The organism is uncultured Sulfitobacter sp., assembly GCF_947502895.1.
Taxonomy (GTDB): Bacteria; Pseudomonadota; Alphaproteobacteria; order Rhodobacterales; family Rhodobacteraceae; genus Sulfitobacter.
In genome coordinates this window covers 24879-39049 of the sequence record NZ_CANNBM010000005.1, presented here as the reverse complement: position 1 = coordinate 39049, position 14171 = coordinate 24879, and the positions used below count along the sequence as shown (strand labels likewise).

The 14171-nt window shown below is 55.1% G+C and carries 12 protein-coding genes; 6 read left to right on the top strand and 6 right to left on the bottom strand.

The genetic code is table 11. The annotated features are described in order from the left end of the window. From Q0903_RS16795 to Q0903_RS16780, 4 genes are read right to left on the bottom strand one after another with little or no spacing between them, the layout of a single operon-like run. Complete coding sequence (locus Q0903_RS16795) at positions 1–2085, bottom strand: alpha-galactosidase (RefSeq protein WP_299417236.1); 2085 nt, start codon at positions 2083–2085, stop codon at positions 1–3. Then, positions 2082–2930 carry a carbohydrate ABC transporter permease gene (locus tag Q0903_RS16790; protein ID WP_299030908.1) on the bottom strand — a complete coding sequence of 283 codons (849 nt, stop codon included), beginning with the start codon at positions 2928–2930 and terminating at the stop codon, positions 2082–2084. The genes Q0903_RS16795 and Q0903_RS16790 overlap by 4 nt, the downstream gene beginning before the upstream one ends. Continuing rightward, complete coding sequence (locus tag Q0903_RS16785) at positions 2930–3820, bottom strand: sugar ABC transporter permease (protein ID WP_299030909.1); 891 nt, start codon at positions 3818–3820, stop codon at positions 2930–2932. Before Q0903_RS16785 ends, Q0903_RS16790 begins: the two co-directional genes overlap by 1 nt. A 53-nt stretch (positions 3821–3873) precedes the next feature. Continuing rightward, positions 3874–5112: an extracellular solute-binding protein gene (locus Q0903_RS16780; protein ID WP_299417233.1), complete on the bottom strand. Its 1239-nt coding sequence runs from the start codon at positions 5110–5112 to the stop codon at positions 3874–3876. A 178-nt stretch (positions 5113–5290) separates the two neighbouring features. On the opposite strand from Q0903_RS16780, the gene Q0903_RS16775 reads away from it, so the two are divergent. The 6 genes from Q0903_RS16775 (at position 5291) to Q0903_RS16750 (ending at position 11664) form a co-directional block, all read left to right on the top strand. Continuing rightward, the gene (locus Q0903_RS16775; protein WP_299417231.1) at positions 5291–6076 is read left to right on the top strand and encodes an IclR family transcriptional regulator; all 786 of its coding nucleotides are present in this window, start codon (positions 5291–5293) and stop codon (positions 6074–6076) included. A gap of 13 nt (positions 6077–6089) precedes the next feature. Continuing rightward, a complete protein-coding gene (gene ugpC / locus Q0903_RS16770) occupies positions 6090–7154 on the top strand; it encodes a sn-glycerol-3-phosphate ABC transporter ATP-binding protein UgpC (RefSeq protein ID WP_299417229.1) in 1065 nt (354 codons plus the stop codon). A 329-nt stretch (positions 7155–7483) separates the two neighbouring features. Continuing rightward, positions 7484–8383 (top strand): helix-turn-helix domain-containing protein, encoded by a 900-nt coding sequence (locus tag Q0903_RS16765; protein WP_299417227.1) that lies wholly within the window; start codon positions 7484–7486, stop codon positions 8381–8383. 23 nt (positions 8384–8406) lie between these two features. Beyond that, a complete protein-coding gene (locus Q0903_RS16760) occupies positions 8407–9738 on the top strand; it encodes a ParA family protein (RefSeq protein ID WP_299417225.1) in 1332 nt (443 codons plus the stop codon). Next, on the top strand, positions 9738–10655 hold the full coding sequence (locus tag Q0903_RS16755) for a ParB N-terminal domain-containing protein (RefSeq protein WP_299417223.1): 918 nt from the start codon (positions 9738–9740) through the stop codon (positions 10653–10655). Before Q0903_RS16760 ends, Q0903_RS16755 begins: the two co-directional genes overlap by 1 nt. A 28-nt stretch (positions 10656–10683) precedes the next feature. Next, positions 10684–11664: a class 1 fructose-bisphosphatase gene (locus tag Q0903_RS16750; RefSeq protein WP_299417222.1), complete on the top strand. Its 981-nt coding sequence runs from the start codon at positions 10684–10686 to the stop codon at positions 11662–11664. Between the two features lie 6 nt (positions 11665–11670). Here Q0903_RS16750 and Q0903_RS16745 read toward each other — a convergent pair whose 3' ends face one another. Beyond that, a complete protein-coding gene (locus Q0903_RS16745) occupies positions 11671–12321 on the bottom strand; it encodes a GntR family transcriptional regulator (RefSeq protein WP_299417221.1) in 651 nt (216 codons plus the stop codon). Between the two features lie 71 nt (positions 12322–12392). Continuing rightward, positions 12393–14117 carry an alpha/beta fold hydrolase gene (locus tag Q0903_RS16740; protein ID WP_299417219.1) on the bottom strand — a complete coding sequence of 575 codons (1725 nt, stop codon included), beginning with the start codon at positions 14115–14117 and terminating at the stop codon, positions 12393–12395. Positions 14118–14171: the final 54 nt, after the last annotated feature.

The window sequence follows — 14171 nt, the reverse complement described above, 5'->3', positions numbered from 1 at the left end:
TCATATCGCAACCCCTTCGATCACCCACATTGTATCTGGAAACGACCACGGCAGCGTAATTCCGTTTTGCATCAGATACGCACCACTCACCTCCATGCTGCCCTGCTTGAGCAGGGGACTTCCCCGCGACAGTGTAGGCGCGTCGGCGCGGTTCAGCACAGTAATCCGATACATTTGCGCCCCGTCCAGCTGTGTCAGCCTCAACGGACGCGGCGCGATTTGGGCCGAAGTATCAGCAAGACCGGCAAAAACGACAAACCGTCCGCCATCTGCTGCCTGCTGCTGTTCTGCAATCACTGAAGGGTCCGCACTGTCCAGTCGCAAGATATCAGCGTCTTGTCGCCAGTCACGGTTTGCTTTCCACCACGATGTTACCTCACGCAAAACCTCTGCTTCCTCCGAGGTAAGCTCCCTCGGGTCCATTTCGAACCCCATGTGCCTAGCGGCAGCAACCCAAGCACGAAAGCGAATATCAAACACCCGTCCAGAGGTGTGACAGGTGCGCGGGCCTACATGACTGCCTGTCACGACCATCGGCAGAAACAACGCCGCATTGTGCTGGATGCGCAATCGCTCGCGCGCGTCGTTACTATCCGACAGCCACACGCGTTGGGTCCGCTCAAGAATGCCAAAGTCAACCCGCCCGCCGCCCGAGGCACAGCTTTCAATCTCGGTCATCGGGTGCGCCGCACGTAAACGGTCGATCAACGCATATGTCCCCTCGGTCTGCACTGCATCGGGATAGGGCAGGACACGGTTATGATCCCATTTGATATAGTCGATCTGGTAGTTACGCAGCACCGTATCAATCCGCGCAAACAGATAGTCGCACACCTGTGGCTGCGCCATATCCAGCACCATCTGCTGACGTCCAAGTATCTGGTCTGACCCGCCCAATATCCAATCGGGATGCGCCTTGTAGAGGTCGGAGTGCGGGTTGACCATTTCAGGTTCAAACCAAATTCCGAACCGCATGCCCAACCCCTGAACGTGGTCAATCAAAGGGGTCAACCCATCTGGGTATTTTCGCGCATCAAGCAGCCAATCGCCAAGCGATGTCGTGTCGTCATCGCGCACACCAAACCAGCCGTCGTCCAGCACAAACCGCTCCGCCCCCAGAGCAGCAGCGCGCGTGGCGAGGTCTTTTAGAACGGTGACGTCATGATCAAAATAGACTGCCTCCCAGCAGTTGTAATGCACAGGGCGCGAACGATCCCGATCAGGCCATTCTACAATACGGTCACGCAAGTGGCGCTGGAAACCTACGGCACATCCGTTCAGACCCGTATTTGAATAAACAGCATAAAGTGTTCCTGTTTCAAAACGGTTCGCAGGCGTGATCTGTGTGCCGCTGGCATGGCCGAACTGCACCTGACGGCGACCATCAGGCAATTCTTCGGCAATCATACGGTGTCCACCAGACCAACCGTAGTGAAACGCATATGCCTGCCCTTGGGTGTTGCTGGCTCCGCGGCACGGCACAATCAGTGCGGGGAAGTGGGCATGGTCACTACGTCCGACACGGCTTTCGCGCATGCGGATGCCCGCAGACCAAGGCGTGATGTTACTTTGAAACTCCCCCACCCAGCGGCCCGAAAAATCCAGCATCGTGTCGCTCAGTTGTGGCGCGGGCATTACGGGGGCTGCCAGCCAATCAAGACGTATCACCACGTCAGACTCTAGCTCCGCGCGGGTGCTGATCATGCGCGTCTCCGCATCAATTGCGAAATGCGCAACATAGCGCAGGCCTAAATCTACATCCCTAAAATGCAGAGCCAGAGCCCCCTGCCCTTCGTCAGCCCGTTCGAACGAGAATTTGGGCATCAATGGCGCACCATCTTCGCCACGGATTGTCATACCGGGCTGGCCCGGAAAACTGTCACTGGCCTGAGGGCAAACCGACAAGGCGGGGTTCACATCCAACATCCCGCCCGTCACGTCCAACTCGCCCGCGCGGGCGATTGTTTGCAGATTCTCGCCATCAGGCAAGGACGCACCCCAGTACACAATCGCAGCCAAAGCGCTATCGCGCACAGCCAACACCAGTGTCTGATCTGGGCAGTCCAACCGCCACGTCTGGATCATTTGACCGCACCCAACGTAAGGCCCGCAATAAAGTGCCGCTGCATCGCAAAGAACATCAGCACAGGCGGCATCGCAGCCACGATGGACCCCGCAGAGACCAAATGCCACTGCGCCACCCACTGCCCGTTGAGAGAATAGAGCCCCGCTGTAACTGGCTGCACATCCGCCCCCTGGGTCAGAACTGTGGCCCAGAAATAGTCATTCCAGATGAAGGTAAAGATCAGCACACTGAGCGCCGCGATCGCTGGCTTCATCAAAGGCAGGACCACATACCAGAAAATCTGAAACTCCGACACGCCCTCAACCCGCGCCGCCTCGATCAGTTCTTGCGGGAGGGCGCGGATGAAATTGCGCATAAACAGCGTACAAAACCCTGTCTGGAAGGCGATGTGAAACAACGCAAGACCAGCCGTTGTGTTGTACATTCCCAAATCCAGCGTCAGGTCGCGCACGGGCACCATCAGGATCTGGAAAGGAATGAAGTTACCGGCCACAAACATGAAGAAGATCAGCAAATTACCCTTGAAGCGGTACACCCCGAGAGCAAAGCCCGTCATGCACGACAGCGCCACTGCGCCGATCACCGTGGGGATCGTAACCTTGAAACTGTTTAGGATGTATTTGCCTATTGGCGTGTTTTCAAAAATCGCGGTGTAGTTGGCCAGCATGTTAAACGATGTGGGCCAACCCCAATAATTGCCAGCCGTGATATCCCCTGCTGAGCGAACGGAGGTCATCGCAACCGCGATCAGCGGCAACAACCACAAGATCAGCACGACGGGTAGCGCCACTTTGTACGCGAATTGCGCGCGCGATGATGTCTTTTCAATCGGGGTCGGAAACATCAGTGCGCCCCTTTTTCGTCGCGGTACATTTTCCACAAGAAGAACGCGATGTAGATCATCATGATAGCGAACAACACCACTGCGATAGCTGCGCCATACCCCATGCGAAAGCCGTACTCCGAAAAGGCCTGCTCATACATATAAAACGCGAGCACCCGAGACGAGCCATAAGGCCCACCGTCTGTCATGATCGAGATGAGATCGAACGAGCGCAGCGCGCCGATGATCGTGACAACCACAGCAATGAATGTGGCTGGCTTTAGCTGCGGCAAAACCACGTACCACAACAGCTTGAGACCTTTTGCGTTGTCTAGCCGCGCAGCCTCGATCTGTTCGGGGTCTACGGCGTTCAAACCTGTGAGATAAAGGATCATGCAATAAGCCGTCTGGGGCCACAGCCCTGCGGCGATGATACCGTAGGTCACGTAACGCTCGTCTGCCAAAACAGCGATGGGATCAACACCGAATACCCCCAGAAAAATGTTCAGCAAACCATTGCTCGGATCGTAGAACCACGAAAACACCAACCCAACAACAACTTGGGAAATGACAAAGGGAAAGAAGAACAACGATTTGTAGATGCGGATACCGCGTACTGTCTGGTTGAGAAACAGCGCCACAAACAACCCTGCCGGGATTGCCAGCATATACAGCACCAGCCAGATCACGTTGTTCTTGAGCGAGGTATAGAAATCCTCGTCGTCCATTAATTCGACATAGTTGTCGGTCCCAACATATGTCGCTTTACCCAGACCGTCCCACTCATAGAAAGACAGACTGACGGACTGGAAGATTGGAAAAATTACATAGACGGCAAACATGAACATGCCCGGTGCGAGGAATATCCATGGCGCCAGTCGCTGCTGGTTACGCTTCCAATAGCTTTGCATGTTGCCCCCTACCCTAGAAAAGCACCCCCGCATTTGCGGAGGTGCTTTTGGTCTTATTTGTTGATGCGCATCCGCACTTTCTCAAGACGCTCAAGGATTTTATCCAGACGTTCGGGCTTGACCATGAACTCCTGAAAACCTTCCATACCAGCCTTTGCCATTTCGGCAGGTGCGTCACGGTCAAAGAACTGTGCGATGCCGCCATCGGTATTGCTCAGCATTTCGTAACCGGCTTGCAAGAATTTGTCGTCACCGACAGACGAGTTCTTGTTGATCGGCAACTGGCCCATCGTTTCGTTGATCTGGGTCTGAACATCCGCGCGTGCGAGATAGGCGAGGAATTTCTTGCCATTCTCCTTGTTCTTGCCGTTGGCTGTCAGGTGGATCGTATCTGTCGGGGCTTCTTCGGCCATCGGCACGTCAGAGTTGATCATCGGGAACTGGAAAAAGCCAAGCTGATCATCCGTCAGGCCAGCCTCGCGCAGTGGTGCCACCGCGAAGTTACCCATTACATACATTGCTGCTTCACCCTGCACCATTGGTGCCAGTGCTTCCTGCCAGCTAAACGCGGCGTGGTTTTCAAGGAAGAAGCCTGCGTCCAGAAGCTCTTTCCAGTTGGCCATGGTGGCGCGCACACGGTCGTCAGTCCACGCAATTTCGCCGCGTGTCAGTGCCATATGGAACTCGTACCCGTTGGTGCGAAGGTTGAGGTAGTCAAACACACCGCCAGCGGTCCACAGATACTTGGTGCCGATGGTGATCGGCGTGATGCCCGCCGCTTTCAGCGTTTCACCAGCGGCCTTAAACTCGTCCCAGTTTTTTGGCACCGCGATGTTGTTCGCCTCGAACAGGTCTTTGCGATAATAGACGCCCCACTGATAATAGGTGTACGGCACACCCCAGATTTTTCCGTCAATCGTCATCGACCCTTTTGCAGAAGCGAGGGATTCGTTCAGTCCGTTCTCTTCCCAAACATCATCCACAGCCTCGAACAGGCCTGCATTCACATATGGCAACATCCGGTTGCCCGCGTACCAGTTGGCCAGATCAGGCGCATCCGCCGTAAGAAAATTGCGGATCGACGTTTTGTACCCTTCGTGATCGAACAGGTTCCATGTCACCTTGATATCAGGGTTTTCGGCTTCAAACCCTGCAATGACTTCCTCAAACGCTTTCTTTGGCGCGGGGTCGGAAGTGTCGGTATTGATAATCAGCTCACCCGCGAATGCTGCGGCTGTCAGCATCGTGCTGGCTGCAAGCCCCGCCAGCAGCGTTTTGGTACGTTGGAACATGATGTCCTCCCTAGTGGTTTTCATACGAGACACCGACACGGCACGCTCCTCCGTCACCCTGCCGCGAGGTTCCAAATAATGAAACCTGATCTCAACTATTGAAAATATGCGGTAGCACGCATAGCCTGTCAACGATTTCGTGCCTTATCGAGACACGGAGTATCAGTCTGAGAGAGCAATGAACGAACATGTGAAAAGTGATGGCACAGTTGGAAAAGCGATGGATGTTCTTGATTCCGTCGCAGCCTTTGGCCGCCCTGTTCGCTTCTCTGAACTTTTGGCCAAGAGCACGCACCCCAAGGCAACGCTCTATCGTTTTTTGCAAACTCTGACCCATCAACGCCTACTGACCTATGCGCCTGAAACCCAAACCTATCACCTCGGCTTGCGACTGGTGCAGCTGGCACATACGGCTTGGGGGCAAAGCTCGCTCGCCCCTCTGGCCGCGCCTACGATGGAGGCGCTCGCCGCACAGACGGGCGAGACAGTGCATCTGGCGCAGATCGACAACGGACAGGTAATATTTATAGACAAGCGCCGGTCTGACCCGCTGTTTGAAACGCTGGCCCAGCCTGGCCGTGTCGCACCTGCGTTTTGCACGGGTGTCGGCAAAGCCATCCTCGCATTTCTGTCAGAAGATCGTCGCACGCGTGCGCTGCGCCAACAGGCATTCTTAAGTTATACGCCCAATACGCACACCAGCGTTGAAACCCTTCTGCCAGAGCTACGTGAAATTGCCGCCGATGGAGTAGCCTTTGACCGTGAAGAGCACGAACAAGGCGTTATCTCCATTGCCGCACCCATACACGGGCGGGCGGGAAGTGTGATTGGCGCGCTCTCTATCGCAAGCTCCACAAACCGCAACAGCCTGTCAAATCTGAGTGCCCTGCGCCCTGCCCTGCTCACTGCATGTGCGCAAATCGGCGCAGCCGCACAAGATTGGCAATTTCCCGCACATCCCTGAGAGGAGACGACCCATGTCTGGCGTGACCCTGAAAAACGCGATCAAACGCTACGGCGAAACCCAAGTGATCCATGGCATCGACCTCGAAATTGCACATGGAGAGTTCTGCGTTTTCGTTGGCCCGTCCGGCTGCGGTAAATCCACGCTTTTGCGCATGGTCGCGGGGCTGGAGGCGACAAGCGCTGGCGAGATCCATATCGGCGCCCGCGATGTCACCCACGCCGAGCCAGCAGATCGCGGTGTCGCGATGGTCTTCCAGACCTATGCTCTCTACCCACATATGACGGTCGCCGAAAACATGGGCTTCGGCCTCAAGATGAACGGCGTGCCAAAGACCGAGATTTCCAAAAAAGTAGCCGAGGCGTCCTCTATTCTACAGCTGGATGATTATCTGGCACGCAAGCCCAAAGCACTGTCAGGTGGTCAGCGACAACGGGTGGCGATTGGGCGCGCCATTGTGCGTGGACCAGAGGTATTCTTGTTTGACGAGCCGCTTTCGAACCTCGACGCCGAACTGCGCGTGGACATGCGCGTGGAAATTGCCCGCCTGCACAATGAAATCGGCGCAACGATGATCTACGTCACACATGATCAGGTTGAGGCAATGACATTGGCCGACAAAATAGTCGTGCTGCGCGCGGGGCGCATTGAGCAGGTAGGCTCCCCCATCGCCCTTTATGATGATCCAGATAACAAGTTCGTGGCGGGCTTTATCGGCTCGCCTGCCATGAATTTTCTGCGCGGCATGGTAAAAGGCGACAAGGTTTCTGTACCCGCCTTGGGCGGGAAGCTGATTGATGCGCCTGTAACCTTACCTGCTGATGGAACCGAGGTATTTATCGGATTGCGTCCGCAGCATCTGCATGTGGCACCCCAACCCGACAGCCCCATCACCCTCGACATCCGCGAGCATCTGGGCGGCGTATCCTATGACTATCTCACCACCCCGACACGCGAACGGGTGATTGTCGAAAACCGAGGCGACACATCCGCACCGGAAAATGCCGGCCTCAAATTAGACTTTGAAACAGCACATGTCATGTTGTTCGATGCCAAAACCGAAGCCCGTATCCGGTGACCCCCAACGCCCCAAATCGGCCTTGCTGCGATTAGTCATTGCATTTAACGCCAAACCTGACCTAATACAGGGACTAGGAGGCAATACACCCTCCGAGAGGCAGCGTGCCGTTCAGAAACCACGAAAAATCGTGGGCAGCGGCGCATAGGTGAAACCGATCATGGAGGGGCAGAACATCCAGCAGATCCCATAAAACAAAAGGCTCGAATGGTTGCAGCCATCCGAGCCTATCCGTCAATGTCAGCAATGACACTGTCCGTTTGCTTGTTCCTGACAGTATCATTGCGCCCGAATCGCCGCAAGCCCTGCTTGCAGCGCATGGAGCTTTTATGTCTGAAATTCTTGATTGCGACCCTAACAAAGGCTTTGTCGCCTTTCCTGTCGCCCTGTTTGACCTCGACCTCACTCCAGGTGCGTTTCGCACACTTGCAGAACTTTGCAGAATGGCGAATGCATCCGGTCAGTGCTGGCCCTCTCTTGCCCAACTTGGTCGCCGCCTTGGGCGATCCCGCGCGGCTGTCTCCGGCTACATCGCCGAGCTGCGCACAGCGGGTGTGTTAACAACCGAAGAGCAAAAGATGGCTAACGGCTATAATTACCGCCTTCGCTATACCGTGACTTTCTGGAAAGAATGGCGGGCAGACCTTAGCAAAGACAAAGCTCGCGCGACGACTGTGCCTGCCAAGAAACATGAACGCAGAGTTCAGCCAGATGAACGCCCGTTAGAAACTAAAAATCATATCTATAAAAAACAACAGTTAGGGTCCTTTGATGATCTCGTTTCACAATGGAAATCACTTGCAGGCCAAGCGCCCTACCCTGGCTTTGCTGCATGGCCAAGCGATGAACTGGTAGCCCGCACAGGTACTGCGCTTACAAAAGAACCCGACCAACCACCCATTATATCCGCGGATATTGCAAAAGCGCTTTCGATGTTTGCGGCCCACCACCAAATAGAGCAACCCTCCACCGAAGTTATAGCAGCCGTAGAGCAACACCTAACATCAATGGAGATGCTTGATGCACTGATGAAAGCACTAAACGAACAATGGCAAACGTACTGGCGAAAGCCGCCGAATGTGTATCAGATATTGCGGATCATCAAAGATCTGCCTCGCTATGATGGCGAAAGCACCAAATACAAACTTCTGAAATCCTATCTGCGGCGGTGGAAACTCTACCAGCGGAGCTTGCCCTCACTGGCGATAAGCTCCAAAGTCGCAGCATAGCAATATCCGCGGATATAAAGATAATGGCATACGGGCAATTCGAACAATTCATCCGCAATATGGGGCGGGTCATGGCGCAGGTGAACACCAAGCTCCAGCGCGACCTCACGATGCGAAGCCGCGTAGCGCGCAGGTTCTCTCAAACTGAGGTCGCCGAGTTCCTCGGGGTTGATACGACCTACCTCACACGCATCGCCAAGGATGAGCCGCACTATCCGGAAGGTGAGCGGACTGGGCGTGAGCGGAGTTTTTCGCCCTCTGAGATCATCACAATACGCGGCATTCTTGCCAGCCGACCTGGTGCGCGTCGCGACCACCTATACTGGCGTCAAGCCGGCGATCCTGTGAAGGTGATTACGTTTGGTGCGCAGAAAGGCGGCACAGGAAAATCGCTCACCGCTGCGCACTTTGCTCAGTATCTGTCGCTGTTCTACGGTCTGCGTGTTGGTATCATCGACGCCGATCCGCAAGCCACAGCCAGCCTCTACTTCGCAGATGCAGACCTCCCATTGTTCGCGCCGGATACCCCCACCCTAGCCGAATTTATGGGGGTGGATGACCCGGGCGCATCAGAATTGTCCAAGCGCACTCCCGAAGAGTTGAATGAGATTTGGCGCGCAACGCCGTGGCCCGGGGTGCGGCTTATCCCTGGTGGTGCAAATATCCAGAACGGTGACATCAGTTTGTTCTTCTTGTCCCAGCGTGGGGGCGTGCCTGTGTACCGCGTCTTGCGGGATGCCATAACTGGATGGAGCGCTGCCTATCCGCCAAAGACCTCCACGGCAGATCTTCGGGATGGTGAAGGTGCCTTTGACCCTGCCCGATTTGAGGCGGCATTGAATGAAACGCTCGATGTGATTGTTATCGATCAGCAGCCATCCTTGACCCTGATGCAGTTGAACGGGTTGATCGCGGCAGATAGCGTTGTGATCCCGCAGACGATGAAGGGTTTTGATCTGGCCACGCTCGCGACCTACATCGGTAACATTGGTGAATATCTGGAATTCATCATGGGATTTGAAGCTGATCTTGAGATCGGGAACGGTGCTCATGTTGTTTTGCCGACGATTGTGCAGGAACAGAACAACCAAGATACCGACCAGATACTTGATCTCTACCGCCGCTCTCCGCGCGAGATTAGTCAGGTTTGGTACAACCGCTCTGACGCGATTGCCAATGCCGCTGAGGAATACAAAAGCATCTATGAATATCTTCCGCCGCGTACACGACGCACGTCAGCCAAGGCATTTATGACCAATGCGAATGCCGTGAACGACAGCCTTGTGGCGCGGGTGCTGCCGCACTTGCCGGTGCGCGGATTTGCTGAACAGTTTATTAAAGAAAGGTGGGGTTGATGGCACGCAAGCGCAAACTCGATGCGACAACGATTCCGTTAGAAGAAGATACGGGAGAAACAGGGAAGCCCGGAATGGGAGGTATGTGGGGCGGCACAGCCATGAATATGCTGCGCCAGCGACTTGACGATACCCGCGCAACATTTGCTGATGGTATTCTGAACGGGACTGTCGCGATCGAGTTGCAGCCTGATCAGGTTGATGACCCCACGGGGAGTGACCGACAGGAAGGGTGGCGTGACGAACCCGAATTTCAGGCGCTGATCGACAACATCGCACGCCGCGGGCAGACACAGGCAATTCGCGTGCGGCCAGTTGACCCCGCATGGCAGCCAGACCGCGATAATCCGCTTGAGACAGGTGATCGTTTCATCATCCAGTCCGGCCGCCGGAGATTGGCTGCGTGTCAGATCCTTAACCGCAAGGTCATTGCGGTCATTGCGACTGTTGAAGGTGAAGCGGCGCTAGCTGATTTGGAAGAGCGGTTTCACGAGAATACAATGCGCAAGAACCTCAGTGGCTTTGAGGAATTGCTGTCTATCGGTTTGATCGCAGACGCTCTTGGTGATCTCAGCCAACAGGAAATTGCACAGCGCCTTTCGGTCAGTCAGAATGACGTATCTCTTGGCCGTGCATGTGTCGAATTGCATGACAGAATTGTAGCCGAGGTTGATATCGTCAATACACCCAAGCGTGCCTTTCGGGAGATCATCCCGCGGCTGCGAGGCGGTGCTCCAGACAAACCCAAACCAACGGCACCTTCAAAGCCATCGAAAGCCAGTAACGGCGCTGTTCAGGTCTCCGTAAAGGCTGCGGCGAACGGGGCTTTGTCGCTTACCCTGAAAGGGGCGTCGGTTGATCCAGACTGGTTGGCGCAGGCCGTCGCTGATCTGGTTTCCAAGCAGACAACACACTAAGAAGGGCGCAGCCCAGACAGGATTTCCCATGACACAAACTACCTTGCGCCAACATTTAACAAGCCAAAGCATTGAAACCGATCTGATGATCCTGATGGAGGACATCGCAACCGCATGCCGCATGATCTCAGACCGTGTGCGCCATGGTGCTTTTGCAGGAGTGTTGGGCGCTGCTGAAACCGAAAATATCCAAGGCGAGACCCAAAAAGAACTCGATGTTATCTCGGACGAAATATTTCAGCAGATCGTTGGTGGTAATCCGGCGCTAGCGGCGTTGGTGTCAGAAGAAGTTGATGAAGTGAACTGGTGCAAGACGAACCCGCAAGCGGGTGATTTTGTAGTTTACTATGATCCGCTTGATGGTTCATCCAATCTGGATGTGAACCTGTCTGTAGGTACGATTTTTTCCATCGTGCGCCTTGGTGACGCGGTTGAGCCGTCGGCAGAAGCAGTCCAGATAAAAGGGACCGAGCAGATAGCAGCAGGCTATGCGATTTATGGCCCATCTACAGGGTTGGTGGTGACAACGGGGCAGGGGGTCGACGGTTTTTCCCATCACCCCGGATCTGGAGAGTTTTTGCTGACCCAGGCAGAAATGACCATACCACCACAAACGCAGGAGTTTGCGATCAACGCTTCGCGATATGATTTGTGGGAAGCGCCTGTGCGCCAGTACATCGATGATTGTTTGCGCGGCGAAAATGGACCGCGCGCCAAAAAGTTCAATATGCGGTGGTGCGCGTCAATGGTGGCGGATGTGCACCGTATACTCACGCGGGGTGGGGTGTTTTTGTACCCCAAAGATACTGGCAACGCGGGGCAGGGTGGTAAGTTGCGCCTGATGTATGAGGCAAACCCCATGGGAATGTTGGTTGAACAGGCCGGGGGGGCATCCTCAACCGGGACAGGGCGCATTTTGGAAGTCGCGCCAACGGGACATCACCAGCGTGTTTCGGTTATTCTTGGATCACGCGACGAAGTTGCGGTGATTGAAGGGTACCACAAATAACAGGCTCTATTCTGCTGCTTCGAGACCTTGGGCGATGTTTGCATGACCCTGAAGAATATCGTTGTGGATAGCTTCGCCTACGGCTTCGTAATCACCATCGCGCAATGCTGCTATGGCGACTTCGTGCATGTCCGGTAGTGGGGTAGTTTCGTTGCGTTTGACCATTCCACGCAACGAGGGGCCCACCCGCAGCCAGTGCGCGGCTGCTGTTGCCATTAGAATTTCAGCTTCCGAATGGGCATAAAGCGTCCAGTGGAATACATGATTGTAGCGTAGATAGTCATGGATGTTGCCAGCCGAAAGGGCGGCATTTACTTGGGCGTCAATCTTCTCTAACGCGTCGATTTCAGCAGATGTAATGCCCACGGCAGCAAGCCGAGCGATCTGCGGCTCGATGCCTGTGCGCGCATAGGTCAGCTCTTGTAACTGCTCCATCGTCAACTCAGGCACCATGAGGCGGCGGTTGTCGCTGGAGCGTAGCGCGCCTTCGGCGGTGAGGCGGCGTATTGCCTCGCGGGCCGGCGTGATGCCTGTGCCCAAACGGTCGACGATCCCCTGAATGGTCACCGCTTCGCCGGGGGCGAGTTCTCCAAACAGGATCAGATCGCGCGCCTTGCGGTAGGTAATCTCGTGGTCGGGTAGGGGGGCTGTGGTCATGAGCGTCCTGACGGGTTTGATGCTTCGTTCTAGTCGGGCGACACCAAAGGCGCAAGAATGGCAGCGCGTGGTTAGGAATTGCGCAGGCGCTCCAGCGCTTCGATCAGCGCATCGGGTTGCTCGTATAAAACCAGCTGGCCCGTATTTTCCAGCTCGGTCAGGCGGGCGCGGTTGCTGTGACGTGCTTGGAAGTCGCGCACAGAGTCGATGCTGACAACAGGATCATGCACGCCGTGCAACAGCTCTATCGGAATATCTGTGTCTGCGACTGTGGCGCTCCAATTACGCACCACATGGTAACTGTCGATCTCAAACGCACTATGGCCCTGCGTGATGGTAAAATAAAAACCGGCAACGACGATATCGCGGATTTCCAGATCTGCAACAGTGCGCATGTCACACGGGCTGTTCTGATAAAGCGAATGGAGGAATTGCCGCTCTCCTGCATTATCAAGCTGGTTGATACCTGCCCGCACGACGAACGGTAGCACGCGTGGGGTATAGCGTGCCGTGAGTGCTACCACTCGTTGCCGGACAGACATCGAGGCAAATTGGGAAGGCGACACGATTGGCACGCCGCCCGAGACGTTCAGTACCGCACGCACGCGATCGCCCAAATGGGCGGCTGTCGCAAACGCATAAACCGATCCGGCCATATGCCCCAGCAGGATAGGACGTTTTGCGCCCGTTGTATCCAGCAGCACTTCGACATCACGGGCAAGTCTTTGGGGGGCGGTTGAAATCGGTCCGGTATCATCGGGTGTGGCGTTGCCAAAAGAGGGGCGGACCGGACAAATCAGGTGAAAGCCATGTTCATGGAGGAGCCGTCGCAAGCGATCCGTCATAGTGTTTCCGTCCAACATGCCATGGAAGAAAATGATTGGCGTGCCGTTCGGATCACCAAAAGTTTCGACAGGCATGACGCGGTTCGCAAGCTGCACATTCAAGACACGGTCGGGAATTTTCGCCTCGGGGATTTGATCGGGCGTGTCGTCTTCTGCCAGTCGCATGGTTGAATGCAGCAGGCTGACCAATTCAACTTGCCCCGAAGAGTCCGTTTTTTGCAGGATTTTTTTGATTTGCGTGCGCACAGTTCCCAAAGCGCTTTTGCGGGTTTGGGCAATTTCTGCGGGGTTCTGCCCTTCAATCAAGAGTGCGCAGATGTCGATCTCGGATGCGCTGAGGCCGAATCCACTGGCCAGCAATGGGCCTGTTGTTTCCGGCCAGCTCTGTCTAACCTGAGTTGCCATAAAAAGACGCTCTTGCGCCGAGGTGGTGGAAAGCTGGAACGCCATAGGCAGAGGTTTTTCACCATCGGCGGGCATTACGCGGACAAGTACCGTCCGCGCGGTGAACTGCCCTGACAAGAGTTCGCGTACTTGTGTGCGGTGGGTATCTGACAGAGTGAAATCATCCAGCGTTGCGCCGTGCCCTATGCCGAATGCCGTACGGGCGGCATTGTTGTGCCAGACCAGCATGCCAGAGCTGCTGAAGACCAGCTGCGGAACACTGCTTCGGGTTGTTTCTGGCTTGTTCGCTATTTCGGGTCGACCTGCTTGTTCCAGCAACTGCATGGCAATGGCAAAGTGGTTTGTTATCTCGGTTTCGCTCAGTGCTGTATTAACGGCAGCTGTGCTGGCTTGCAGTGTGTTTAGTTTGGATATCTGCTCCAGAATGAACTCGTCCCAATGGCCCATAAAGCTGTCGTATGTCTGTGGCTCTAATGCGATCCGATAAATGCTCTCGATCAGTTCGCTTTTGGTTTTGGGGTCATTTGGTGCAAGGTGCTGGGTCATAGAGGGTGCTTTGCCTGAAAGATAGGGTGCGGATCGCATCAGATGAAAAGCATA